Source organism: Rhodococcus opacus B4, from assembly GCF_000010805.1.
Classification (GTDB): Bacteria; Actinomycetota; Actinomycetes; order Mycobacteriales; family Mycobacteriaceae; genus Rhodococcus_F; species Rhodococcus_F opacus_C.
Genome location: NC_012522.1, coordinates 5,698,580 through 5,724,493, shown reverse-complemented (window position 1 = coordinate 5,724,493; position 25,914 = coordinate 5,698,580). Strand labels below are relative to the sequence as shown.

Here is a 25,914-nt window from a genome sequence, read left to right as displayed (position 1 = left end):
CCCGGACAGCCCCCGAATCGACGACCGCTGCCCCCCGTCTTGGTAATCTGGACACAGAGGAAACCCGTACTCAGGAGGTCGTGGTGCCCGGTGGTTTGATGTTGATCGCCTACGACGGATCCGACAACGCGAAGCGTGCCGTGGAGTGCGCCGGACGCTTCCTTGCCTCCAATCGTGCTGTGCTGGTGACGGTGTGGGAGCCGATGGTCCGTCAGGCCGCGCGCATGTCGGGACTGTCCGGTGTGATGCAACCCGAGTGGGTTCCCGACGAGGAGACCGAAGACGTCGCGTTCTCCGACGCCAAGGTCACCAACGAGGAGGGCGTCCTGCTCGCCGAGGCGGCCGGGCTCACCACCGAGGGCCGGTGCATCGAATGCACCAGCACGATCTGGACGGCGATCGTCGAGACGTCGGACGAACTGGCGGTCGACATCATCGTCACCGGCACCCGGGGCACCACCGGTCTCCGGTCGTTGCTGCAGAGCAGTGTCGCCGACCACGTGTTGCGGCACAGCCACCGCCCGGTGCTGATCGTGCCTCCCGGGAAGTAGTCCGGACGCCCGACTACTGTCGGGTGCACCATGGACGGCTTCCTTCTCTCACGCGCCGATCGGACCCTGCGCACGTCCGGGATGCGGTACGGGTACGACACCGCTGCGGCTGCTGTCGCCGCGCTCGGGGCCGGTGACACCGGCCTGATCGTCGGGGCGCTGCCGTTCGATCCCGCACGGCCCACCGCGCTCACCGCCCCGCAATCGTGGGAGTTCACGGACGGGCCGTGGCGGCCCGGTACCGTTCCCGCACTCCCGTCCGTCCGCGTCGTCCGGCAGGTGCCCGAACCCGCCGAGCACGTGGCCCGCGTCCGGTCCCTCGTCGACCGACTGCGCGGCGGCACCCTCGGCAAGGTGGTGGCCGCACGCAGCGTCACCCTCCGCGCGGACGTCCCTATCTCCGCAGAAGCGTTGGCCGCACGGATGATTCACCAGAATCCGACCGCCAACGGGTTCGCCGTCGACCTGTCCGCGGCCGGCGACGGCTTCCGCGGGCACACTGTCGTCGGCGCCAGCCCCGAGGTCCTGCTCAGCCGGCGGGGCCGGCGCGTCACCTGCCGTCCCCTCGCGGGTACCGCCCCTCGTCGCACCGACCCGGAGGCCGACGAGAAGGAAGGCCGGGGCCTGCTGGAGTCCACGAAGAATCTGGCCGAGCACGCCTTCGTCACGGCGTGGATCCGCGACGTCCTGTCCCCGCTGTGCACCGAGCTGACCGTCCCGGATTCTCCGGTCCTGACGAGCACGCACGAGGTGTGGCATCTGGCGACTCCCATCGAAGGTGTGCTGCACGACCCGTCGACGAGCGCCCTGAGCCTGGCGGTACTGCTGCACCCGACGCCCGCGGTGTGCGGTACCCCCACCGACGCGGCCCTGGCGACCATCCGGGACGTCGAGGAGGATCGGCGGTTCTACGGTGGTGCGGTCGGGTGGTGCGACGGCGACGGTGACGGCGACTGGGTGGTCGCGATCCGCTGCGCCGAGATCGCCGCCGATGGACTCGAGGCCCTGGCGACGGCGGGCGGGGGCATCGTCGCCGAGTCCGACCCGCAGTCCGAACTCGACGAGACGACCACCAAACTGCGCACGCTGCTCCGTGCGCTGGGCGTGCAGCAGAGCCCGTGAACAGCGGAAACGGCGGCCCGCGAGCACCAATCAGCAGTTCGGCGGCCCGCGGGTGATACCTTGACCCGAGCAATTCGTACGCGGGAGTAGCCGTGTGCGTCGATGGCACGACGGTGGGAGATGTCTGATGGGGAAGTTCCTTGTGCCCGGTGTGGTCAGCGCCGTGGTCGGTGTCGCTCTCGGCACCGTGGCGACGCTCGGCATCACCGCAGCCGCACAGGACAACACGCGTCCCGAGATCGACCGAAGTGGCAACGCGGATTCCTCACTCCTGAACCAGGTTGAGTACGGCAGCCGCTGAGAGCGCCGGTTCGACTAGTTCCCGCACTCCCCCCGAGTCGGCGGCCGTGTCGCCCTCGGCAGAGCCTCTGTCACGGCGGTGGCTGTTCGGCGCCTCCGTCGTAGCGTTTCTTCTCGCATTTCTCCAGACCCCCGGCCGGCTCGCCGCCGACACCAAATACGACCTGTCCCAGAATCCGATCGGTTTCCTGGAGCGGGCATCCCATCAGTGGAGCAGCCAGGCCCCCATGGGCCAGGTGCAGAACCAGGCCTACGGATACTTCTTCCCGCACGGTGCGTTCTTCGCGTTCGGCGACATCCTGAGCGTCCCGGCGTGGATCACCCAACGGGTGTGGTGGGCACTGCTGCTCGTCGCCGGATTCTGGGGCATCGTCCGGCTCGCCGAGGCGCTCGGCGCCGGTAGCCGCTCGTCCCGGGTCATCGCCGGTGTCGCGTTCGCGTTCTCGCCCCGCGTCCTCACCACCCTAGGGTCGATCTCGTCGGAAACCCTCCCGATGATGCTGGCGCCGTGGGTCCTTCTGCCCGTCGTTCTCGCCCTCTCCCACGTGAGTGGCAAAGCGTCCCGGGACACACATTGGCACTCACCTGCACGGCTGGCGGCGCAATCGGCGCTGGCCGTCGCGCTGATGGGTGCCGTCAACGCCGTCGCGACCGCGGCGGCGTGCCTCGTCGCAGGCCTGTGGTGGATCTCCCACCGGCCCAACCGGCGGTGGTGGACGTTCACCGCGTGGTGGTTCCCGTTCCTGGCACTGGCGACGCTGTGGTGGATCGTGCCGCTGCTGCTGCTCGGCAAGGTGAGCCCGCCGTTCCTCGACTACATCGAGTCGTCCGGGGTGACCACGCAATGGACGTCGCTCGCCGAGATCCTCCGCGGCACCGACAGCTGGACGCCGTTCGTCTCCCCCGAGCGGATCGCAGGCGCCGTCCTCGTCACCCAGCCCGCCGCGGTCGCCGCGACCGGGCTCATCGCCGCCGCCGGTCTCGCGGGACTGTGCATGCGGTCGATGCCGGCCCGCGGTCGCCTCACGCTGATCCTGTTCGTCGGGGTCGCCGGACTCGCCGCGGGATACATCGGCGAACTCGGTTCCCCGTTCGCCGAGCAGGTGCGACTGTTCCTCGACTCCACCGGGGCGCCCCTGCGCAACGTGCACAAACTCGAGCCGCTCGTCCGGCTCCCGCTCGTGCTCGGGCTGGCGCATCTCCTGGCGCAGGTGCCGCTGCCCGGCTCCGTACCGTTCGCGCGGTGGCGCAGCGCGCTGGCGCATCCCGAGCGCGAACCGATGGTCGCGGTGACGAGTCTGGTGCTGGTCGCCCTCACGCTGGCGACGTCGCTGGCATGGACGGGCAAGCTCGCACCGCGAGGCACGTACACCGACGTCCCCGACTACTGGCAGCAGGCCGCGTCCTGGCTGGAGGACAACGCCGGGGGCACGAGCCCCGACGGTTCCGACGCGGAGCGGGCGCTCGTGGTGCCCGGAGCACCGTTCGGCAGCCAGCTCTGGGGCCTCACGCGCGACGAGCCGATGCAGGCGCTGGCCTCGACACCGTGGGCGTCCCGCGACGCCGTCCCCCTCACCCCGCCCGGCACCATCCGGGCCATGGACTCGATCCAGCGGTTGATCACCGACGGCCGGCCCTCGGACGGCATGGCGCAGACCCTGCTCGGCCAGGGCATCCACTACCTCGTCCTGCGCAACGATCTCGATCCAGAGACGTCGCGGTCGACGCGCCCGCTGCTCGCGCACCAGGCGGTCACCGGATCTCCCGGTTTCACGCGGGTCGCGGAGTTCGGCGAGGACATCGGACCCGGTGACGTCGAGGGCCTGGTGATCGACAGCGACCTGCGGCCCCGGTATCCGGCGATCGAGATCTTCGCGGTGTCGACGCCGGACGGATCCCCCGCGACGAGCGGGCCGTACACGGCGAACCTCGACGATATCCCCCGCGTGCAGGGCGGCCCGGAATCACTGCAACGCCTGCGGGAGAACGGCGCCCTGCCGGGAACCGGACCCGTCCTGCTGGCCGCGGACGCGACACGCGCCGGACTGCCGGTCGACGACGTCACAGTCACGGACACGCCCCGGGACCGCGAAACCGATTACGGCCAGGTAGACAATCACAGCTCGGCGCTGCGGACCCCCGACGACGCGCGCCGCACGTTCAATCTGGTCCCCGACTATCCGGTGGCGGACACCCCGCTGGTCGAGGGCCGGTGGGAGGGCGCGACGCTGAGCGTGTCGAGTGCGGCGGCCGACGCCACCCAACTCGGCGGCACCTCCCCTGCCAGCAGCGCCGCTGCGACCGTCGACGGCGACCCGGCGACGGGCTGGTTCAGCAACGGCATCGAGCGGGCGCTGGGCCAGTGGCTCGAGATCGACTTCGACACTCCGCTCACCAGTTCGCTGCTGCACATCACGACCAGCCCGGCCGCGATCGGCGCCCCCGTCCGCTGGATGGAGGTGTCGACTCCCAACGGCAGCACGGCCGTGAAGGTGGACGCCCCGGGCAAACCGATCGCCGTCTCCGTTCCGGGCGGCGTCACCCCGTGGGTGCGGATCACCGCGACCCGCACCGAGAACGGTTCCCCGGGAACGCAGTTCGGCATCAGCGAGGTGTCGGTCGAAGACTTCTCCCAGCGTGACGCCCCGGTCACCGTGCCGATCCGGTTCCGGACGGTGCTGCCTCCCACCCCGGAGGGCGCGTCCGTCTCGGGGTGGGATCTCAGTCAGGCACTCCCGGGCCGCAATGCGTGCGCGGAGGCCCCGGACCGGGTGCGGTGCAGCAACGCCTTCGTCCTGCCGCCCGAGGAGGTCGGCACGTTCGAGCGAACGCTGTCGGTGCCCGAACCGACCGCGGTGACACCACGGCTCACACTGCGAGCCCGGCAGGGCGCACCACTGGAGGACGTTCTCACGCAACGGGATCGGCCGTCCGCCCACGGAACCAGCAACATCACCGACCTTCGTGGCTCGGCGTTCGCCGCCACCGACAACGATCCCCGCACCAGCTGGTCGGCGAAACAGGACACCACCAGCGGCAAGGGCGCGAAACCGACCCTCACGATCGACCTTCCCGAACCGACGCTGGTCACCGGCCTGCAGCTCACGCCCAGCCTGGGTGCGCTGCCCGCCGCCCCCGACCGGGTCGCCGTCGACCTCGGGAACGGACCGCAGGTGCGCGATGTGGACGAGGACGACGGGACCGTCACGGTCGAACCCCGGGTGACCGACCGGATCGTGCTCAGCCTGGTGTCCTGGAAGAGCACCCTCGACCAGAACGCTCTCGGGTTCGCCCAGCTCCAGCCCGCCGGACTCGCCGAGGTCGGGGTGCTGGGCGAGGACGGCGCGCTGCTGCCCGGTTCCGGTCCGGTCGACAACGCCGGGGACCGCCCGGTCACCGTGCCCTGCGCGGAGGGGCCGGTCGTGACGATCGGCGGGCAGCCCGTACGCACGAGCGTCACCGCAACCGCCGGGCAATTGCTCTCCGGCGACCCGGTTCCCGCGACCCTCTGCGACAGCCCCGGACCCGTGCCGTTGGACGCGGGATCCCAGGACGTGACCGTCGACCCGGGGCCGGCGTTCTTCGTCGACAGTCTGCGCCTCGACGCCGGACCGCAGGCGCGGGCCGTTCCGACCGAACAGGTGTCGACCACCGCGTGGACGGAGAACCACCGGGAACTCACGGTTGCCCGCTCGGACGCCGAGCGCCTCGTCGTCGTCCCCGAAAGCACCAACGTCGGCTGGGTGGCCACCGCCCCGGACGGCAGCGAGCTGACGCCGGTCGTCGTCGACGGCTGGCAGCAGGGATGGATCCTGCCCGCGGGAACCGAAGGAACGGTGACGCTCGACTTCCCCACCGACCACTGGTACCGGCTGGGGATCTTCGGTGGCCTGCTGCTGTTGATCCCGCTGCTCGCCGCCGCCCTGTGGCCGCGACGCGCCCGCGAGCGCGATCCCGGCCCGGCACCCCGGACCTGGGGCAGCGCGACGGTGGGGTGGCTGGGAATCCTCGCTGCCGCCACCGTGATCGGTGGTCCCGTGGGCGCGGCGACGACGGTCGTGGCAACGCTGCTCGCGGTGGTCCTGATCCGTCTACGCGGTACCGCCACCACCGCGCGCGTGCTGGTCGGGGTCGCCGGAGCGTCGACGATGCTCGGCATGGCGATACTCTCGACCGGGCCGTGGCGCGCGCCCGGCGGATACGTCGGGCACTCGTTCCTCGTTCAGTTCCCGCTGCTGCTCGCGCTCGTCGCGACCGGGCTGGCCGTGCTGCCGCTCGGACGTTCGGCCTTGCTCACGCGCGCCTCCCAGCGCTTGACGGCTCGGCGCGCCGGTTCCTCCACCAACGCGTAACTGGCCGACGCGACCGCGACGCTCAGCACCGTCGTCAGGAACAGGATGTAGACGAAGTGGCCGGAGAACGGAACGAGTCCGAACACCGGAAAGACGACGGACAGCACCGCGAGGTGCCAGATGAAGATGCCGTACGACCAGCGGCCCACCGCAAGTGCGAGCGGGCTCGCGAGGAAGCGGTGGGTGGACCTGTCGGACAACACCAGCGGTGCCATCAACGCGAAACTGAGGACGGCGCCGAGCGCCATCTTGACGGCGTACTGCCACGGTTCCGGACGCACCAGCCCCTCCGGTCCGGCGAGGTCGGTCGCCGTGAGCGCGAATGCCACTGCGGCGACGAGGAACATCCGGACGCGGTGCTGCGCCCAGCGGTGCATCCGCCCGGGCGGGCTCACCGCCAGTTCGGCCAGCAACATCCCGGCTCCGAACCAGGGCAGGTACCCGGGCAGCCAGTTGTCGTGGTGGATACCGCCCGGTGTCGACACCGGCACGAATGCCCACGTCAGGCTCACCCCGATCAACGCGAGGATCGCCGGAACACGCAGCCGCGCAGCCGGACCCCGCAGCCGGACCAGTGCGAGGGCCAGCAGCGGAAGCACCAGATAGAAGGCCACCTCCACCGACAGACTCCACATCTGGGTCAGACCGTCGGTGAGAGTCAGCGGCACGAACACCTGCACGAGACCGAGATTCGCCCACCACGTGCGGTAACTCGCGTTGGCGGTGGGCAGGAACGTCAACACCACCGCCACGGCGACCCAGTACGCGGGCAGGATGCGCGTCGCCCTCGAAATCCAGTACCGGACCACGCCGGGTGCGGAACCCATCCCCCGCGCAGCCCCGGCATGACTGCGCCACAGCAGGAATCCCGACAGCGCGAAGAAGACCGCCACCGCCAGATCGAATCGTCCCCAGATGCGGCCGAGGACCGGCACGTGCGTCGCGCCCGTCTGGAACGCGACGTGCGTCACGAGCACCCCCAGCGCCGCGAGACCGCGCATCCCCTCCAGTGCGGGAATGAAACTGCGCGCAGTAGCGGTCGCCGCGGGCGCGGGCGAGATCGTGGCCTGGGTGCTCATCACCAACAGTGTGCCTGGTCCGGGCCCTGTGACGGAAAACTCCGCCCGAGTCACTTCGCTGCGGAACGGCCGGTGCGTTTACTATCCGATGGGGCAAATGCGCATTCGAGACTGTTAGTGTTTTGCCTCACGTGGTGTCGATGTGGGCTCCATGCGATCCGTGCAGCCGTGCTGCCGGTGGGGGAATCTCAATCGACAGAATTGGGTTAGGAGAGAAAGCATGGCGGAGCGCTCAGGGCCGAGCCGGATACTTGCTTGCATTCTGGTGGGCCTCGGTGCCTTCCTCTTGGCCGTCGCCATTCTCATTCCCACCTACACGGTGGGCAAATTGGAGAAGACGCCCTTGGACCTCGAAGTGACCACGATCGCCGAAGGTTCCGGCAGCGTGCTCAACTCGCAGGCACTTCTCGCAGGCAAGGCCGAAGTCAACACGAACGTTCCACTGGTGTCACAGCGTTACGTCACCACCGAGGACCCCGCGAACGCGGACGTCGTCACTCTCCAGGCGGGGCAGACGCTGCGGCGCACCGACAAGCAGGGCGACACCGGTCTGCTGTCCGCGATCGTCGACCGCAACACCGTCGACCGCAAGACGTCGATGCCGACCAACGACCCGGTGGGCACCATCCAGACGCAGCCCAACCAGCCGGCCGAGGAAGTTCCGCGCGACGGACTGCAGTACAAGTTCCCGTTCAACTCGGAGAAGCAGAGCTACCCCTACTTCGACCTGAACGCGCGCGCCACCCAGGACATCAACTTCGTCGAGGAGACGGAGATCAACGGCCTGAAGGTGTACCACTACAACCAGACGATCGATCCCGTCGACCTGTCGAAGGTCGTCAACTCGCCCACCAACAAGCTGACGCTGCCCGCCGAAGCCTGGGGCGTCCCCGGTGGCACCCTCCCCGTCACGATGACCCGCTGGTACACCAACGTGCGTGACCTGTGGGTGGAGCCCGAGACCGGTGTCGTCGTCAAGGGCCAGGAGCAGCTGCACCAGTACTACGCCCGCAACAAGGACAAGCCGGAGATCGACGTCCTGAAGGTGGAACTGCCGTTCAACGAGCAGACCATCGAGTACCAGGTCCAGCAGGCCAAGGACGGCATGGACAAGATCAGCACGTTCGGTCGCACGGTGCCGATCATCGCCGGCATCCTCGGTCTCATCGCCCTGATCGCCGGACTGTTCCTGGGTCTGCGCGGCGGCAAGGGCAACCAGCCCGCGCCGGCCGACGGTGGTGACTACCCGCAGAGCGGTGGGGGGCGGCACGTCGACCTGGGCAAGTCGGAGGCTCCCACGGAGCAGCACGACTGGACCACGGACAAGACGGAAGAGATTCCCGTCCAGGATCCGCGCCGGTACGACGAGCGGTAGAACACGACAGCCGGACGCCACGTAGTCCGGTGCGAAAGGGGACCTCGGTATTTCACCGAGGTCCCCTTCGTCGTTCCGCGAACTCGCCCGATGTCACAGGCGGCTCGTCGGAATGAACGAATGTCACATCGGGGGCGCGTCACGCCGCGCGCCGCGCACGGCGAGGACCCCCGCGATCAGGGCGGTGCTCGACGCGACCGTCACGGCGACGGCGATGAACTGCCCGATCGTGGACGCGAAGGTCAGCATGGCGGTCATCTCGACGGCGAGGCCGAGCCAGGCGATGACGGCGAGGTGCGTCCGCTCCCCCGCGATGGCGGACAGCAGGGCGCCCTGCAGGACTGCCAGGCAGGCGCCGTGGAGCGCGAACAGCCACAGCAGCGACTGCACGGGCCGGTACGCGTCGCCGACGAGGAGCGGGACGAGGGGCGCGGCGACCGCCACTCCCGCGACGAGCACCGCGCCGAGTCCGACGAGGACGGCGAGCGCCGAACGGATCGCCTGCGCGGAGTGCGCCGGATTCGCCATCCGCGGGTACAGCACCACCCCGACCGCCTGCGGGAGCCAGAACGCGGCCTTCGTGGCGACGGCACCGAGCGCGTACAGGCCGGCGTCGTCGTTGCTGAGCACGATGCGGGCGATCACGAGGTCCATCGACGACAGCGCGATCAGCGCCAACTGCACCTGCGACGCCCTCAGCACGGCCGCGACGCCGATCCGGGTGCCCGGTTCCCCGGCGCTCCCGGAATCGGCGAACAGTCGCGCGCACAGGGCCACCAGGCCGGTGCCGACCGCGCTGGCGGCGAGGGCCAGTCCCGGCCCGGCGCCGACGGCGAGCACCGCGACCGCGGGAACGACCTTCGCGATTCCGGCTCCGGCGAGGACGACGCTGAGCGGGCCGAACCGGGCCGCGCCCTGCAGCAGTCCCTGCTCGGTGGCGAGCAGGACGAGGACGGGCGCCGTGACGAGCGCCGAGCACGTGGCGAGCATCCCGGTGTCGAGGGCCCACGACGCGAGGGGTGCGATCAGCATCGCCGCGACGGCGACGATCAGCGCGCAGCGGTACCCCAGCAGCCGCACGGCGTGGGCCCCCTTGCCCCGGACCACCTCGCGGGCGACGACGGTCTGCAGTGCGAGCGCGGGGACGGCGAGGACGAGTTGGGCGGCCAGCAGGCTCGCGAACTCCCCGTAGCCCGCGGGGCCGAGCCAGCGGCTCGCGGCCCAGGCAAGCAGGTAGGACGCGATATTCGCGGTCATCGAGCCCGCCGTCACCATCGTCACCCCGGCGACCGCCGAGCTGGTGAGGGTCTGGCGTGGCATTCGCCCATGATGCACTACGTGCCGTGCGAGCCGGGTCGATGCACCACGTATCGTGACGGCCCATGACCGTCCGGCGCCGAGCACCGTTCGCGGCGGCGGTCTACAGCCTCGTCCTGGCGTCGGTCGTCCTCGGTCCGCTGCTCGGTCCCGGTTACCTGCTGTTGCGTGACGCGGTGAGCACTCCCCGCTCGTATCTCACGGACTCCGCGCTCGGTCTCACCGATGCCGCCGCGCGGGCGGTCCCGCAGGACGCCCTGCTGGCCGCGCTGAGCGTGTTCGTCGACGGCGGGCTGGTGGTGAAGGCGATCCTGCTGCTCGCGCTGTGGGCGGCGGGCTGGGGCGCGGCCCACATGGTCCGGACCGTCCTGCCGACGGCCGGGCTCGGACCGCAGCTCGTGGCGGCGACGGTGACGGTGTGGAACCCGTACGTCGCCGAGCGACTGCTGCAGGGTCACTGGAGTCTGCTGACGGGGTACGCGGCGCTGCCGTGGACGGTGTGCGCCGCCGTCGCGATCCGGCGGGGCCGGCTCCGGGGATGGTTCGCCCTCGCGGCCTGCCTCGCCGCGGCCGGCCTGACCCCGACCGGGGTGTTGCTGGCGGCGGTGACGGCGCTGTCCGTCCTCGCCTGCCCGGGGGGACGCTCCTCCCGGTGGCTCCGTCTGACGGGTGCGCTGGGCCTGATCTTCGCCGCGAGCGCGCCGTGGCTGGTGGCCACGGCCCTGTCCGGCGGCGGTGGGGACGGCTCCGATCCTGCCGGGGTCGCGGCGTTCGCTGCCCGCGCCGAGCCGGGTCTGGCGACCCTGGGCAGTCTCGCCGGGCTCGGCGGCGTGTGGAACGAGACCGCCGTCCCGCAGACCCGGACGTCGTTGTTCGCGCTCGTCGGCACTGCCCTGCTGCTGGGGGTCGTCGTCCTCGGTCTGCCCGCGCTGTGGCGGCGGCGCCGGCATCCAGTAGTCGCGGCGCTGACCGTGCTCGCGCTGGTCGCGGTGCTGCTGCCGACGCTCGGGGCGACGGCGTGGGGACTCGACGCCGGCCGCTGGCTGGTGCAAACCGTCCCGGGTGCGGGGCTGCTCCGGGACGCGCAGAAGTGGGTGGCGCTCGCGGCCCCGCTGTATGCGCTCGCCGCCGCGGCCGCCGTGCTGCGACGGCCGGCGACCTGGTCGGTCTCGGCCGTCCTGGTGGTGCTGCTCGCCCTCCCCGACCTCGCGTGGGGCGTCGGGGGCGCGCTGCGCCCGGTCCACTATCCGCCGTCGTGGCAGCGGGTGGCCGCCGCACTGGACAGCGACCCGGGCGGCGGGGATGTCGCGGTCCTGCCCACCGGCATGTTCCGCAAGTTCCCCTACAGCAGTTCCGCGCCTGTCCTGGACCCCGCCCCGAGAATGCTGCCGGCGGACGTCCTGCAGACCGGCGAGCTGGTGGTGGCAGGCGGCAGCGTCGGGGGCGAAGGGTCCCGGGCGCAGCAGGTCGAACGGGTGCTGCTCACCGGCGGTTCCCCCGCCGAACTCGCGCCCCTGGGCGTCCGATGGGTTCTCGTCGAGCGCGACACGCCCGGACCGCGCGGCGAATCCGCGGCCACCCTGGCCGGCCTCGAGCGACGGTTCTCGGACGAGCATCTGGAGCTGTACCGCGTCGACGGCGACGTCGCGCCGCACGAGGCGTCCGCACGGGCGCGCGCGACGGTGGTCGCGGCCCACGTGCTGTGGGCGATGCTGCTGGCCGGCGGGCTACTCGGCGCGGGCGTGCTCGAGGCCCGGACGCGCCAGCGCCGGCGACACCAGCCCTGACGTGCGCAGGCCCGCGGCCGTGCCCGCCAGCACCTCGTGCACGCCGTTCCCGGTGTGCGTCCAGGAGAATTCACCGGCCCGGACACGCGCCTTCTCACCGAGCACCGTGCGGGTGTCGGGCTCGAGCAGGAGCGTTTTGACCGCCGCGGTCAGGTCGGCGACGTCGGCCGTCGCCGCCTCCGCGCTGCCGACCAGGACCCCGGTCACTCCGTCGACGATCGAATCCGTCAGCCCCTTGGAGCTGCGGTAGCCGACGGTCGGGACGCCGTGCTGCGCGGCCTCGATGACCGCGAGACCCCAGCCCTCCTTGCGGGACGGCATCACGTGCACCCAGGACTGCGACAGCACTTGGTGTTTGCGGGTCTCGTCGACGTGCCCGTGGAACGTGACGGCGTCTCCGATGCCCAGCTCGTGTGCGCGGTCGCGGAGGTTCTGCTCCCACCACCCGCCACCGATGACGTCGAGGTGCACGTCGGGAATGGTCGGGCGCAGGGCGGCGACCGCCTCGAGCGCGTCCTCGATCTGCTTGTGCGGCACGAGCCGGGACAGCACGCACACGCTGGGGTGCGCGGTCCTCGTGCCGGCGCCGCCGATGTCCACGCCGAAGGGGATGTCGTCGGCGCCGTTGCGCACCACCGCGATCCGCTCGCGTTCCACGCCCAGCTCGACGAGTTCGTCGGCGGACGGCAGCGACACGGTGAGGTACTGGTCGTCCCGGTGGGTGCGCGGCGACAACCGGGATTCCACCCACCAGCCGATCTTGCCCATCAACCGGCCCGCCACCGGCCACTGCTCGCGGTGGCAGTGATGGACGAGCAGCGTCACGGGTGCGCCGGCGACGACGCGGGAGAAGAACGGGATGCCGTTCTGGGTGTCGATGACAGCGTCCGGCCGGATGCCGCGGAGCGGCCCGAACCCGAGCCGGCCGGCGGCGATCGCGGCGAGGGCGCGGGGATAGACGCTGTACCGTCCGCCTGCCCGGCTGATCTCGATGCCGTCGACGGTCTCCTTCTTGGCGGCGCCGCGGTAACCGGCAGTGCGGAGGGTGACCTTGATTCCCCGCGCCGCGAGCTGGGCGCCGACCTCCTCGAGGTACCGCTCACTGCCGCCACCCTGCGGGTGACCGGTGTCGCGCCAGCAGAGCAGCAGAACCTCTCGCACGTTCATATACTCCTGTGGTCGGTGCGGTACTCGTGGTCTCGGGGCGGGACGTTCCGCGCGGGAGTCCCCGAACACCCTATCGGTCGCTTTCCGCCGGATGTTGCAGCCACCGCGAACGGATTGCCGTCCCGGGGACTGCACTCGCTAAGGTTCAATCTCGTGACGACGCCTCCCGTGACCCGGCGATTCGGTCGACGGGCAACCCTGAAGAGGTCGTTCGGCCTGCTCAGCGACTTCCGGCACGAACAGACCGCGCCCGACCTGTTCTACGGCGCCCTCGCCCGCGACTCCGTCGAACTGATCGGCGACCTGTGGGGCGGTCTGACCGGCGCGGATCTCACCGGTACGACGGTCCTCGACGTCGGTGGCGGCCCCGGCTACTTCGCGGACGTGTTCCAGCAGGCAGGCGCCCGGTACGTCCCCGTGGAACCGGACCCGTCCGAGATGCACGCCGCGGGGCTCGCGGTGGGCGGCGCCGTCCGCGGGTCGGGGCTGGCACTGCCGTTCCGGACGTCGTCGGTGGACATCTGCTTCTCCTCCAACGTCGCGGAGCACGTCAGCGAACCGTGGGCAATGGCGGAGGAGATGGTCCGCGTGACGAAACCCGGTGGCCTGATGGTGCTGTCGTACACGTTGTGGTGGGGCCCGTTCGGCGGCCACGAGACCGGGCCGTGGCATGCACTGGGCGGCGAGTACGCCGCCCGGCGTTACCTGCGCAGGAACGGCCGCGAACCCAAGAACCGCTACGGCGTCTCCCTGTTCAAAGTGGGTGCGGCCGACGGGCTTCGGTGGGGCCGTCGCACCCGGGACGCAGACTTGCTGGCCGCCTTCCCCCGCTACCACCCGCGCTGGGCGTGGTGGATGGTGCGCGTGCCCGGACTGCGCGAGTTCCTGGTGAGCAACCTCGTTCTCGTGATGCGGAAGCGCTGACCGTGGTCGCGCTGGCACTCGACATCGGCGGCACCAAGATCGCCGCCGGGACCGTCGACGCGGACGGCACGGTGCCGCACCCGGCGACCACGCCGACGCCGGCGACCGCGGTCGCCGCCGCGTGCGCCGCCCTGCTGCGCGAGGTCGCGGGAAACGCGAAGGTCACGTCGGTCGGCATCGCGTGCGCGGGACCGGTCGACACGGTCGCCGGCACCGTGTCGCCCATCAACATCGAGGAGTGGGCGGGCGGGTTCGGCCTGGTCGGCCTCGTGCAGGAAGTCTTTCCCGGCGTGCGGACCCGACTCGCCATGGACGGCGCCGCGGCCGCGCTCGGCGAATATCACCACGGCGCCGGTCGCGGTGCCCCCGACCTGCTGAGTCTCGTCGTGTCCACCGGCATCGGCGGCGGGGTGGTCCTCGGCGGCCGCATCGCCACCGGCCGGACCGGCAACGCGGGCCACATCGGGCACCTGGTGGTCCCCGGCGGAACCGAGCCCTGCACGTGCGGCGGAGTCGGATGCCTGGAGACGGTCGCCAGCGGACCCTCGTCGGTGCGCTGGGCCCGGTCCCGGGGATGGCGCGGGTCGACCGGCGTCGAATTGGCGCGGGCCGCCGCGGACGGCGACGCGATCGCGGTGGCGTCCCTCGACCGCGCGGGGACCGCACTGGGGCAGGCGATCGCGTCCGCCGCGGCCCTGCTCGATGTCGATCTCGCGGTGATCGGTGGGGGATTCGCGCAGGCCGGGCCGCCGTTGTGGGAGCCGATGCACCGGGCCGCGGCCCGCCACGCCCGGCTGTCGTTCGTCGCCGATCTGCGAGTGGTGCCCGCGGAACTGGGCGCCTCCGGAACGCTCGTCGGGGCGGCCGTCCTGGCCGCCGGCGAGGGCTGACTCAGCGGAATCTCCTCACCTGTTCCGAAATTCTGTAACGTGTTCTAGTGTTCAGGGTCACACCACGTTCAGGAGAGGAGGTGACCGTGAGCACGAGCGCAACCCGATCTGCCGACGACTCCGATCACCAATCCGAGGTTGCCAGGCCCAGCGACTCCCGTCGCGATCCGGAGGTGCTGCGGGAGGCGCTGCAACGCTGGCTCGCTACGCAATTGCCCGCCGACGCCACACCCGAGGTCACGCACGTCCATCTCCCCGACGCCAACGGGATGTCGAGCGAGACCATCCTGTTCGACGCGACCTGGTCGGGCGAGGTGCACCCACTGGTCGCACGCGTCGCGCCCGCCGACACGACGATGCCCGTCTTCCCCGACTACGACCTCGACGGACAGTTCCAGACGATGGCACAGGTCCGGGAGCACTCCGCCGTCCCGGTCCCGGTCGTCTACTGGTCCGAGCCCGACCCGGGACCGCTGGGCGCCCCGTTCTTCGTCATGGCCCGAGTGTCCGGGCAGGTCCCGCCGGACGTGATGCCCTACAACTTCGGGTCGTGGGTGACGGAGGCGACCGAGGAGCAGCGCGCGCTGCTGCAGCACAGTGCGGTGAATGTGCTTGCGCAACTGCACGACATCGACCGGCCGTGGGAGCGGTTCGCGTTCCTGAGGCTGCCCGGTTCCGGCCCCACCGTCACCGAGGCGCTCGCCGCGCACATCCGGCAGCAACGCGACTACTACGAATGGACGACCCGGTCCGGTCCCCGGTCCCCGCTGATCGAACGCGGCTTCGCGTGGATGGAGGAGAACCTCCCGGACGACTCCTCCCCCGCCGTGTTCTGCTGGGGCGACGCCCGCATCGGCAACATGATGTTCGAGGACTTCCGGCCGGTGGCCGTACTCGACTGGGAGATGGCCACGCTCGGGCCCCGCGAACTCGACCTCGGCTGGATGACGTACCTGCACCGGTTCTTCGAGGACATCGCCGCGGCCGCCGGACTCGACGGGATGCCCGACTTCCTGCGCCTCGACGACCTCGCCGCCCTGTACGAGGAACTGACGGGCCACACGCCCCGCGATCTCGAGTACTACACCGCCTACGCGGCCCTGCGGCAGGCCACCATCATGCTGCGGATCCAGGAGCGCGCCATCCACTTCGGGCAGGCCGTCGCCCCCGAGGACCCGGACGACATGATCATGCACCGCGCCTCGCTCGAGGCGATGCTCGACGGCACGTACTGGGAGAAGCTCCGATGACCGCCGACTACGCCGGAAACCCGCTGTCCCCGATGGACGACTACCCCATCCATCAGGTGGCCGAACCGATCCGGCGCGTCGCGACGTCCGACCGCAACTTCTACGACCGCTACTACTTCAACTGCTATCCCTCCGACGAGTCCGACCTGTTCCTCATCGTCGGTCTCGGCCAGTACCCCAACCTCGGGGTCACCGACGCGTTCGCGGTGCTCCGCCGCGGCGACGACCACATCGTCGTCCGCGGGTCGGCGGCGCTGGGCCACGACCGCTCCGACACCACCGTCGGACCGTTCCGCGTGGAGGTCCTCGAGGGGCTCCGACGCCTGCGCGTGGTGCTCGCACCCGGCGACTACGACCTGTCCTTCGACCTCATCTTCGACGGCGCGATCCCCGCGACGCTCGAGCCGCGCCACTTCCGCAGGCAACTCGAGCGCGTCACGTTCGACACGAGCCGCTTCGTCCAGACCGGCACCTGGGCAGGCGAACTCACCATCGACGGGCAGAGCCGGGCGGTCACCCCCGACACCTGGCGCGGCAACCGCGACCGGTCGTGGGGGGTGCGCCCCGTCGGCGAGTCCGAGCCGCCCGGACGACGTGCGGTCGACGGCATCCAGAACTTCTTCTGGATCTACTCCGTGATGCAGTTCGAGGACTATGCCGTCTCCGTCGTCCTGCAAGAGGACGAACTCGGCAGGCGCATCGTCGAGGAAGCCGTCCGCATCTGGCCGGACGCCGACCGCGAACCCGAATGGCTGGGCCGACCCGAACACGAGCTGAAATTCGAGCCCGGAACGCGCGACGTCACGTCGGCGTCGCTGAGTTTCCACCGGCCCACCGGCGAGGTCGTCACCGTCACCTGCGACCTGCTGGTTCCCAACTACATCGGCATCGGCACCGGGTACGGACTCGAAGCCGACTGGCGCCACGGCATGTGGCAGGGCGAACTCGTGGTCCAGGGCCTGCGCAAGCGAGCGTCCGAGATCGAGCCGGGACTCCGGATGTTCTGCCCCGTCGACAATCTCACCCGATTCCGGCTCGAGGACGGCGGCGAGACCGTCGTCGGGACCGGGCTGTTCGAGGTCGCGGCGATCGGGCCACACGCACGATACGGATTCGACAGTTTCACCGACACCGCCTCCTGACCGGGGGAACGACACGAGGAATGGACTCATGACCGACTACGACAAGCTCTACATCGGCGGCAAATGGGTGGCCCCGGCCACCGACCAGGTGCTCGACGTGTTCTCCCCGGCCACCGAGGAACGCGTCGGCCGCTGTCCGGTCGCGTCGCCTGCCGACATCGACGACGCCGTCGCCGTCGCCCGGCGGGCGTTCGACGAGGGTCCGTGGCCGCAGACGACGCCCGCCGAGCGCGGGGAGATCCTCGCGAAGGCGGCGAAGCTCATCGAGGAGCGCGGCGAGACCCTCAACGCGCTGATCTCGTCGGAGATGGGTCAGCCGCCCGCGATGGTCGGGATGATGCAGCAGACGCCGTCGCTCGCGACCCTGAATTTCTATGCCGGCCTCGCGAACGACTTCGAGTGGGAGCAGACCCGCACCGGCGTGTTCGGTCAGACGAAGGTGCTGCGGGAGCCGGTCGGCGTGGTGGCCGCGGTCCTCGCCTGGAACGTGCCGCTGTTCCTCGCCGTCAACAAACTGTCCCCGGCGCTGCTCGCCGGGTGCACCGTGCTGCTGAAACCGGCACCCGAATCCCCGCTCTCCACCCACGTTCTCGCCGAGATCTTCGCCGAGGCCGGGGTCCCCGAGGGCGTCATCTCCGTTCTGCCCGGCGGCGCCGAGACCGGCGAATACCTGGTGTCGCATCCCGGGATCGACAAGATCACGTTCACCGGCAGCAGTCCCGTCGGCCGCAAGATCGGGGCCATCGCCGCGCAGAACCTCAAGCGCTGCTCCCTCGAACTCGGCGGCAAATCGGCGGCCATCATCCTCGAGGACGCCGACCTCGCGTCCACGATGCCGATGCTGGTGATGTCCGGGCTGATGAACACCGGTCAGGCGTGTGTCGCGCAGACCCGGATCCTCGCCCCGCGGTCCCGCTACGACGAGGTGCTGGACGCCCTCGTCGCGGGTGCCGGATTCATGGCCGTCGGCGACCCGTCCGACCCGGCCGCGCAACTCGGGCCGCTCATCTCCGAGAAGCAGCGCGACCGCGTCGAGGGTTACATCGCCAAGGGCAGGGAACAGGGCGCGCGCGTGGTGCTCGGCGGCGGCCGCCCGGCGGGCCTCGACAAGGGCTGGTACGTGGAGCCGACCATCTTTGCCGACGTCGACAACTCGATGACCATCGCCCGCGAGGAGATCTTCGGGCCCGTACTGTCCGTGATCCCCTACGATTCCGAGGACGAGGCGATCAAGATCGCCAACGACTCCGACTACGGCCTCGCCGGCTCGGTGTACACCACCGACATCGAGCACGGTCTCGCGGTCGCGAAGCAGATCCGCACCGGCACGTACGCCATCAACTGGTACGCATTCGATCCGGGATCACCGTTCGGCGGGTACAAGGCCTCCGGCATCGGCCGCGAGAACGGACCGGAGGGGCTCGAAGCGTTCTGCGAGACCAAGTCCGTCCTCATGCCGCCCGGCTACGCGGGGTAGGCGGCTTCGCCGCCCGTGCGCCTTTCTGGTTGCTGCAGCTACCAAAAAGGCGCACGGGCGCGGAGCGCCTAACTGCCGAACTGGACCCCACCGAGCGGACCGCCGACGAGGACGATCTGCGGCATCGTGGTCTGGGGGTTGGCGACGGTGGTCAGCGACAGGCATTCGCCGAGGACCGCGTAGGCGCCGTCCGGAAGTTCCGGTGTGGTGAAGGTCTTGACCGCGTCGCCAGTGGCGTTCGCGACGACCCGCTCGATCGGGTTGGTGGCCCACGCGACGAATCCCGGTTCGAGGACGACGGTGGGGTCGGCCAGTACGGCGGGCAGCTTGGTGGCGTCGAATGCCACGGCACCGCAGGACTGGGCGTCCAGCAGATTCAGGACGTTGGGGTTGGTGACGGTGATGTCGAGGGTACTTCCGTCGACCGCGGTCACCACGGTGGGAGGCTGCACTTCCGTCGCTGCGGAAGCGGTCGCCGGCATGGCCATGGCTACGGTGGCGGCGGCTGCGGCAGCGAGTGCGGCACCTCCGGCGAGTCGTTTCATGCCCCTGCTGGTCCCTGTCTGCATCTGCAATCCTTTCGTCGCGTGCGAGCTTCGAGAATCGAGGCTTTTACAAACCGAATGGTATGCGTTTACTGCAGAACGGTCCCCTCGAACGACGAATGTCACAGTGGTTCAGTCGAACTGAACCACTGTGACATTCGGTCGACAGCGGGGAAAACTAGCTCAGGCGCTGCTTCAGGGCTTCGAACTCGTCACGGATGCCGGAGGGCACCTTCTCGCCGAGGAACTCGAACCACTCCTCGATGAGCGGCAGCTCCTGCTTCCACTCGTCGACGTCGACCTTCAGGGCCTCGTCGACGTCGTCGGCGTTGACGTCCAGCCCGCCGAGCTCCAGATCGGCTGCGGTCGGAACGAATCCGATCGGGGTGGACTCGGCGCCGGCCTTGTGCTCGATGCGGTCGACGATCCACTTCAGCACGCGGGAGTTCTCGCCGAAACCGGGCCACAGGAAGCGGCCGTCCTCGCCGCGACGGAACCAGTTGACGTAGAAGATCTTCGGCAGCTTCTCGGAATCCGCGTGCTTGCCGAGGTTGATCCAGTGGTTCAGGTAGTCGCCGGCGTTGTAGCCGATGAACGGGATCATGGCCATCGGGTCGCGGCGGACGGTGCCCACGGCGCCTTCTGCGGCAGCGGTCTGCTCGGACGACAGCGTCGCACCGAGGAACGTGCCGTGCTGCCAGTCGAAGGACTCGCTGACCAGCGGAACCGTGGTCTTACGGCGTCCACCGAACAGGATCGCGGAGATCGGCACACCCTGCGGGTCGTCCCACTCGGGGGCGAGGATCGGGCACTGCGACATCGGGGTGCAGTAGCGCGAGTTCGGGTGCGCGGCCTTCTCGCCGGACTCGGGCGTCCACTCGTTGCCCTTCCAGTCGGTGAGGTGCTGCGGGTCTCCCTCGAGGCCCTCCCACCAGACGTCGCCGTCGTCGGTCTGCGCGACGTTCGTGTACAGCGAGTTGCCGGCCTCGAGCGTCTTCATCGCGTTCGGGTTCGACCCGTAGTTGGTGCCCGGCGCGACGCCGAAGAAGCCGTACTCCGGGTTGACGGCGTAGAGACGCCCGTCCTCACCGAAGCGCATCCACGCGATGTCGTCACCGAGGGTCTCGGCGCGCCATCCGGGGATGGTGGGCTGGATCATCGCGAGGTTCGTCTTGCCACAGGCGCTCGGGAACGCGGCCGCGATGTAGTACGGCTTGTCCTCCGGGGAGATCAGCTTGAGGATCAGCATGTGCTCGGCCAGCCAGCCCTCGTCGTGGGCCATCGCCGACGCGATGCGCAGCGAGTAGCACTTCTTGCCGAGCAGCGCGTTTCCGCCGTAGCCGGAACCGTAGCTCCAGATCTCACGATCCTCGGGGAAGTGGGTGATGTACTTGGTGTCGTTGCACGGCCACGGGACGTCGGCCTGGCCCTCCGCGAGCGGGGCGCCGACCGAGTGCAGCGCCTTCACGAACGGCTTGTCCTTGCCCAGCTTCTCCATCGCGGCCGTGCCCATGCGCGTCATGATGCGCATGGAGACGACGACGTACTCGGAGTCGGTGATCTCGACGCCCAGCTTCGGGTCGTCGGCCCCGAGCGGACCCATGCAGAACGGCACCACGTACATGGTGCGTCCGCGCATGCTGCCGCGGTAGAGGTCGGTCATGAGCGACCGCATCTCCGTCGGGTCCATCCAGTTGTTGGTGGGCCCGGCGTCGATCTCCTCCCGCGAGCAGATGTAGGTGCGGGACTCGACGCGTGCGACGTCCGACGGATCCGAGTTGCCGACGAACGAGTTCGGCTTCTTCTCGTCGTTGAGTCGCGTGAACGTGCCCGCCGCGACGAGCTGGTCGGTCAGTCGATCCCATTCTGCGTCCGAGCCGTCGGCGAAGACGACGCGGTCGGGCTGAGTGAGTTCGGCAACCTCTCGAACCCAGGCGAGCAGCTCACTGTGCTCCGTGGGGGGCGTGCCGTCAGTTCCGTTCAGACCGGGAATGGTCGCTGAGGTCATCAAACTCTCCTGGGGTGAGCCGGAACCGGACCATCTGCCGACCGCTGAGAGAACCTCGCAGCGTGTGCCAGACGGTCCGATTTCCCCTCTCGGCGGGGTCCAGCCAGGCCGTCCATGCCACATGGAAGACGCGGGCGCCGGGTGTCCTATCCCTAGAGGTTAACGCCGCGAGTCCCATCTCGGGGAATCGGGTGCGGTTGGAATGGTCACAGAAACGATTCAGTAGCCCTGCCAGGAGCCTTTCCCGCGTCTGGAGTGCGGTTTTCGGGGGGTTGGTCAGCCGTTACCGAGAGTTCCACCATCGGTCTGCTCCCAGTGCACGACGCCGTCGGCGTCGCGGTGGAACTCCCAGGACGCGTAGTCGCCGTCCTCGTGGATCAACGTCAGTCGGTCGGCGTCGCCGTCCGCGTCGACGTCGGAGGCAATGACGACGGCATCGCCCGCGTCGAAGGTCTGGGTGTCGAGGACGCCGTCGCCGTCGAGGTCGTGGGTGGGATCGGTGAGCGCGACCGCCCCGGAATCGTGGCCGAAGGTGTTCGGATCGAGGTCCGGCACGTCCGGGACCAGAAAACTCTCAGTCGTCGCCACCGCGGTCTCCCTTCACATTTCGGACCGGTTTCCCGACCGAAACAAGACACATCAAGATAATTCAACACGATCCCACATCAAAGCGGGCGAACTTCGGTCGGGCGCCTATGTATTCAGACGTTCTCCGCGACGATTCGGTTCCCCGGCCGGCCTGCGGACCTCCTGCAGTCCCCGGTCGACCGCCGCGAGGTCACGTTCGCACGAAGACAACTGCCCGCTGCGGCGCGCGGCCAGCCTGCGGAGTTCGCCGTCGATCTGCGCGACCCTCTCGTCCGCCTCCCGGGCTGCGACCCTGCTCTCGGCCAGGACCGCCTCACTCACCCGGGTCTCCGCCGCCAGCAACCGGGCGAGCACGAACTGCTCCCACTGGGAGCGCACGTGCACCAGCGCCTCGGTCGCCCACTGCCGCACGTGGGCACGCTCGGCGACGTGCGCGCGCGACCGCGTCAGCCACCACGCCGCGACGGCTCCCAGCGCGAGGGTGAGCGGGATGGTCGCGATGTCGAGGGCGGGCACCATCGACAGCGGCGAGACCACCAGCCTGCCCAGGCCGAGCCCGGCGGACGCACCGATCAGGATCGTCATCCGGTCCTCCAGTCCGCGGTGCCGCGGTTCGGGCCCCTCCGGCACCACCGGTTCCGGCAGCGGACCGGCGGCCTCGGGGTCGGAGGCGGGCACGCCTGCACGCGACCGCAGGTCGTCGAGGCGCGCGGTCACCGCGGCGTCGACCGCACCGCTTCTCTCGCGCACGATCGCGGCCAGCCGGTCGGGATAACCCGCGAGGGTCCCGCGGCCTGCGCGGTCGATCTCGGACCGCGCCGACGTTCCCGCTGCACGGACCTGGGAGGCCACCTCGTGCAGCAACTCGACCTTCGCGAGCTGGACCTGACCGCGGAGCTGGGCGATCCGTTCCGTGCGCCGGCCGTCACGCAGCGCCAGCGCGCGAACCCGTTCGGCGCGCAGTTCCGCGCCGGGCTCGGTCTCCCGCACCGACCGGGCGGTGGCCGCGATCATCCGCCGGGTCTGCTCGAGCACGGACTCGATGGCGGGACGCAGGTCGCGGGCCTCGTCCCGGGCGGCCCGCAGGAGTGCCGCGAGCAGCACCTCCACCCCGGATACGCCGACCGCGACCGGGTGGATCTCCGCGTCCGCGAAGCGGACCGCGTGGCGGGCGAGCAGGGTCCGGTCGCGTTCGCGCACGCCCGCCCAGTCCCGGTGGACATCGGTCTTGGTGAGCGCGAAGACCACGGGGCACGCCGGTCGCGCGACGACGTCGAGAACGGACAGCTCCTCCCGTCCGAGTGGCGCCGCCGCGTCGAGCACCATCAGGACCACCCCGGCATCGAGCGGATCCTCCACGAACGTGAGCGCGGACTGGTCGAGCGCGCGGAGCCCGCGCACGAGAGTGGTCTTTCCCGCGCGCCTCGGCCCCGCCACGAGGACACCTCGCTGCGCGGGCCCGCCGGACTTCAGACGGGCGACGGCGTCCGGGTTCCATCGCGTCACGACGTCGACGGTCTCGGCGGGCAGATCGGACAACTGTGGCGTCGTCACGTTCCGGGGCTGCCGCTCAGCTGCCGTCCGAGCCGAACGTAGTGCCGCCGGATGTCGACGACCGCCCGGCGCCGGCGCGCCGTCGGCTGCCGGACGAGTTGAGCCCGCCACCAGTCCGCGCACCGGCCGGCCTCCGCCGCGGTGCGCGGCGGTTCGGGCTCTTCGGCGATGCAGTCGGCAAGGTGGAGCCGGGCCGCGGCGGCGCCGAGGGCGACCGCGTGGTCGCCGGCGAGGTACCGCTCCAGCACGTCGCGGGACGCGAGGCTGCGCGCCGCCTGCGACCGCAGCAAGTTCAGCAGGATCTCGCCGCAGTGCGCCCGGGCTCGTGCCACCCGGTCGGCGACCGCGGCCGACACCGCGGAGATTCCCGATTCCGCGGACGTCCCCGCGGTCGCGAGCGTGGCGGCCAACGGCAGAGCCGGGAGGCCGCCCTCGTCCGAGCATTCGGCGGCCCGCGCGGTCGCGTTCGCCCAGCTGCCCAGCGTGTCCGCCTTGTTGAGGACGAACAGGGCCTGCGCCGGGTCCAGGGTCCGCACGGCGTGCCGGTCGGCGTCGCGCACGGCTTCGACGAGGACGTAGACGACGACGTCGCCGTCCAGCACCGGGTCGGGTGCGCCGGGCACGTCGACGGCGTCCGACTCCGCGACGACCGCGCCGTCGATGCCGCCGGCGGTCAGCGCGGCGGCCACGGTCGACCTGCCCACACCCTCCCGGCCGGCCGTGGAGACCCGGATCGGCGCCCGGAACGCCGCGACGGCGGCACGCACCCGGTCGCCGGCGACCTCGTCGAGTGCCGCCACTTCTGCGGCGAGATCCGTCAGTTCCCCGCTCCCGGCATCTGCAGTGCCCATGACGCAGTCACCCCCCTTCGTCCCGCGCCGATTCTGTCAGACTCGCCCCGAATCGGCGTGCGCAACCGTGCAGGCTGGGCACCGGATTCCCGAAAAAGTCTCAAGGTGAACTTCAGACCCGTATGCCAGAAACGCCCCTCATGCGTGACAATGGTCCGGTGAACCACGCTGATCAGGATGCACCCGCCGTCCCCGAGGAGGGGCAGACGAAGGACTCGAAGGGGTCCCGTCTCCACCCGAGGGTGACAAGTTTCCGCTCGCGCAGGGGCGCCCTGACCGCTGCCCAGCAGGAGTCGTGGGACCGGCAATGGCCCGTGATCGGCGCGGACGTCTCGGACAATCGCCTGGACGCGCCGTCGTGGTTCGGCCGGGACGCGCCCCTGATCCTCGAGATCGGCTCGGGCACGGGTACCGCCACCGCCGCGATGGCGAAGGCCGAACCCCACGTGAACCTCATGGCCGTCGAGGTCTACCGGCCCGGGCTCGCACAGTTGCTCCAACAGATCGAACGGGACGAGATCCCGAACATCCGGGTCCTGCGCGGCGACGCGATGGATGTCCTGGAAAACATGATCGAACCGGAATCGCTCACCGGTGTCCGTGTCTTCTTCCCGGACCCGTGGCCGAAGGCCCGCCATCACAAGCGCCGCCTGCTGCAGGCCCCCACTTTCGCCCTGATCGCGAGCAGGCTGAAGGCCGGCGGTGTGTTGCATGTCGCAACAGATCACGCCGAGTACGCCGAGGCCATCGCCGAGGCAGGCAACGCGGAACCCCTCCTGACCTCCCTCGACTGGGAATCACCCATGACGCACGAGCGTCCGGTGACGAAGTTCGAGGACAAGGCCCACCAGGTCGGCAGTGCGATCACCGAGTTGATTTGGGGGAAGATCAGGTCATGAGCGTCAGCGAGCAGTACACCGACACAGCCGGCACCGCCCCGGCAGGCACCGCGGTGTCGTCAGGATCTCCCGTGGTGGGTGCACGTGACGGGCGCCACCAGAAGCGGGTCCTTCTCGTCTGGGACGCACCCAACCTCGACATGGGCCTCGGCGCCATCCTCGGCGGCAGGCCCACGGCTGCCTACCGGCCACGATTCGACGCACTCGGCCGCTGGCTGCTCTCCCGGACCGCGGAACTGTCCGCGTCCGGCACCGACACACTCGAACCCGAGGCGACGGTCTTCACCAACATCGCGGCTGGCAGCGCCGATGTCGTGAGACCGTGGGTCGAAGCCTTGCGTAATGTGGGATTCGCGGTGTTCGCCAAGCCGAAGATCGATGAGGACAGCGACGTCGACTCCGACATGCTGGACCACATCGCGCTTCGTCACGGCGAGGGGCTGGCCGGTGTCATGGTCGCCTCCGCCGACGGTCAAGCGTTTCGCGAGCCGTTGGAGGACATCGCCGCGACCGGCATTCCGGTCCAGATACTCGGGTTCCGCGAGCACGCCAGCTGGGCGGTCGCGTCCGATCTTCTGGACTTCGTCGATCTCGAGGACATTCCCGGCGTGTTCCGGGAGCCACTGCCTCGGGTCAGCCTCGACACACTGCCCGACGAGGGTGCCTGGTTGCAGCCGTTCCGACCGCTTTCCGCCCTGCTCGTCGGGCGGAAGAGTGCTGCCGAGTAGGAGTTGAT

20 protein-coding genes and 1 pseudogene are annotated in these 25,914 nt (G+C 70.1%); 13 read left to right on the top strand and 8 right to left on the bottom strand.

Annotation, left to right across the window (positions count from 1 at the left end):
• The first annotated feature begins 83 nt into the window (after positions 1-83).
• The 4 genes from ROP_RS26030 to ROP_RS45115 all read left to right on the top strand — a co-directional run bounded on the left by ROP_RS26030 (position 84) and on the right by ROP_RS45115 (position 6,325).
• A complete protein-coding gene (locus ROP_RS26030; protein ID WP_015888996.1) occupies positions 84-551 on the top strand; it encodes a universal stress protein in 468 nt (155 codons plus the stop codon).
• 30 nt (positions 552-581) lie between these two features.
• Positions 582-1,673, top strand: coding sequence for an isochorismate synthase (locus ROP_RS26025; RefSeq protein ID WP_015888995.1), 1,092 nt, complete (start codon positions 582-584; stop codon positions 1,671-1,673).
• Between the two features lie 127 nt (positions 1,674-1,800).
• A complete protein-coding gene (locus ROP_RS41455) occupies positions 1,801-1,974 on the top strand; it encodes a DUF2613 domain-containing protein (RefSeq protein WP_005258546.1) in 174 nt (57 codons plus the stop codon).
• Positions 1,975-2,020: 46 nt separating this feature from the next.
• Complete coding sequence (locus tag ROP_RS45115; RefSeq protein WP_015888994.1) at positions 2,021-6,325, top strand: alpha-(1->3)-arabinofuranosyltransferase; 4,305 nt, start codon at positions 2,021-2,023, stop codon at positions 6,323-6,325.
• Between the two features lie 23 nt (positions 6,326-6,348).
• Here the strand turns inward: ROP_RS45115 and ROP_RS41450 are convergent.
• Positions 6,349-7,404: pseudogene (locus ROP_RS41450) on the bottom strand (acyltransferase family protein); the annotation flags it as partial.
• A 220-nt stretch (positions 7,405-7,624) separates the two neighbouring features.
• Here ROP_RS41450 and ROP_RS26010 point away from each other — a divergent pair.
• The gene (locus ROP_RS26010; RefSeq protein ID WP_015888992.1) at positions 7,625-8,779 is read left to right on the top strand and encodes a DUF3068 domain-containing protein; all 1,155 of its coding nucleotides are present in this window, start codon (positions 7,625-7,627) and stop codon (positions 8,777-8,779) included.
• A gap of 123 nt (positions 8,780-8,902) precedes the next feature.
• On the opposite strand, the gene ROP_RS26005 is transcribed toward ROP_RS26010, so the two are convergent.
• Entirely contained in the window at positions 8,903-10,099 is a 1,197-nt protein-coding gene (locus tag ROP_RS26005; RefSeq protein ID WP_015888991.1) for a hypothetical protein, read from the bottom strand.
• Positions 10,100-10,161: 62 nt separating this feature from the next.
• Between ROP_RS26005 and ROP_RS26000 the strand changes: the two genes are divergently transcribed.
• Positions 10,162-11,883, top strand: a complete 1,722-nt coding sequence (locus ROP_RS26000) for a hypothetical protein (RefSeq protein WP_015888990.1) — start codon at positions 10,162-10,164, stop codon at positions 11,881-11,883.
• On the opposite strand, the gene ROP_RS25995 is transcribed toward ROP_RS26000, so the two are convergent.
• Positions 11,824-13,044, bottom strand: coding sequence for a glycosyltransferase family 4 protein (locus ROP_RS25995; RefSeq protein ID WP_043826804.1), 1,221 nt, complete (start codon positions 13,042-13,044; stop codon positions 11,824-11,826). The genes ROP_RS26000 and ROP_RS25995 overlap by 60 nt on opposite strands.
• 174 nt (positions 13,045-13,218) lie before the next feature.
• On the opposite strand from ROP_RS25995, the gene ROP_RS25990 reads away from it, so the two are divergent.
• The 5 genes from ROP_RS25990 (at position 13,219) to ROP_RS25970 (ending at position 18,733) form a co-directional block, all read left to right on the top strand.
• Positions 13,219-13,974, top strand: a complete 756-nt coding sequence (locus ROP_RS25990) for a class I SAM-dependent methyltransferase (RefSeq protein ID WP_043825335.1) — start codon at positions 13,219-13,221, stop codon at positions 13,972-13,974.
• A gap of 2 nt (positions 13,975-13,976) precedes the next feature.
• The gene (locus ROP_RS25985) at positions 13,977-14,864 is read left to right on the top strand and encodes an ROK family protein (protein WP_015888987.1); all 888 of its coding nucleotides are present in this window, start codon (positions 13,977-13,979) and stop codon (positions 14,862-14,864) included.
• A gap of 80 nt (positions 14,865-14,944) precedes the next feature.
• A complete protein-coding gene (locus tag ROP_RS25980) occupies positions 14,945-16,114 on the top strand; it encodes a phosphotransferase family protein (RefSeq protein WP_043825333.1) in 1,170 nt (389 codons plus the stop codon).
• Positions 16,111-17,256 (top strand): hypothetical protein, encoded by a 1,146-nt coding sequence (locus tag ROP_RS25975; RefSeq protein ID WP_015888985.1) that lies wholly within the window; start codon positions 16,111-16,113, stop codon positions 17,254-17,256. The genes ROP_RS25980 and ROP_RS25975 overlap by 4 nt, the downstream gene beginning before the upstream one ends.
• 28 nt (positions 17,257-17,284) lie before the next feature.
• Positions 17,285-18,733 (top strand): aldehyde dehydrogenase, encoded by a 1,449-nt coding sequence (locus ROP_RS25970; protein ID WP_015888984.1) that lies wholly within the window; start codon positions 17,285-17,287, stop codon positions 18,731-18,733.
• Between the two features lie 68 nt (positions 18,734-18,801).
• Here the strand turns inward: ROP_RS25970 and ROP_RS25965 are convergent, their stop codons facing one another.
• From ROP_RS25965 to ROP_RS25945, 5 genes are all read right to left on the bottom strand, one after another.
• On the bottom strand, positions 18,802-19,302 hold the full coding sequence (locus ROP_RS25965) for a hypothetical protein (RefSeq protein ID WP_231868982.1): 501 nt from the start codon (positions 19,300-19,302) through the stop codon (positions 18,802-18,804).
• 154 nt (positions 19,303-19,456) lie between these two features.
• Positions 19,457-21,286, bottom strand: a complete 1,830-nt coding sequence (locus ROP_RS25960; RefSeq protein ID WP_015888982.1) for a phosphoenolpyruvate carboxykinase (GTP) — start codon at positions 21,284-21,286, stop codon at positions 19,457-19,459.
• 276 nt (positions 21,287-21,562) lie between these two features.
• The gene (locus ROP_RS25955; RefSeq protein WP_015888981.1) at positions 21,563-21,874 is read right to left on the bottom strand and encodes a DUF6802 family protein; all 312 of its coding nucleotides are present in this window, start codon (positions 21,872-21,874) and stop codon (positions 21,563-21,565) included.
• 105 nt (positions 21,875-21,979) lie between these two features.
• Positions 21,980-23,428: a hypothetical protein gene (locus ROP_RS25950; RefSeq protein ID WP_015888980.1), complete on the bottom strand. Its 1,449-nt coding sequence runs from the start codon at positions 23,426-23,428 to the stop codon at positions 21,980-21,982.
• The gene (locus ROP_RS25945) at positions 23,425-24,279 is read right to left on the bottom strand and encodes a hypothetical protein (RefSeq protein WP_015888979.1); all 855 of its coding nucleotides are present in this window, start codon (positions 24,277-24,279) and stop codon (positions 23,425-23,427) included. Before ROP_RS25945 ends, ROP_RS25950 begins: the two co-directional genes overlap by 4 nt.
• A gap of 122 nt (positions 24,280-24,401) precedes the next feature.
• Between ROP_RS25945 and trmB the strand changes: the two genes are divergently transcribed.
• Both trmB and ROP_RS25935 read left to right on the top strand, forming a co-directional pair.
• Positions 24,402-25,178, top strand: a complete 777-nt coding sequence (gene trmB, locus ROP_RS25940) for a tRNA (guanosine(46)-N7)-methyltransferase TrmB (protein ID WP_193384867.1) — start codon at positions 24,402-24,404, stop codon at positions 25,176-25,178.
• Entirely contained in the window at positions 25,175-25,906 is a 732-nt protein-coding gene (locus ROP_RS25935; protein ID WP_015888977.1) for an NYN domain-containing protein, read from the top strand. The genes trmB and ROP_RS25935 overlap by 4 nt, the downstream gene beginning before the upstream one ends.
• The last annotated feature ends 8 nt before the right edge of the window (positions 25,907-25,914 follow it).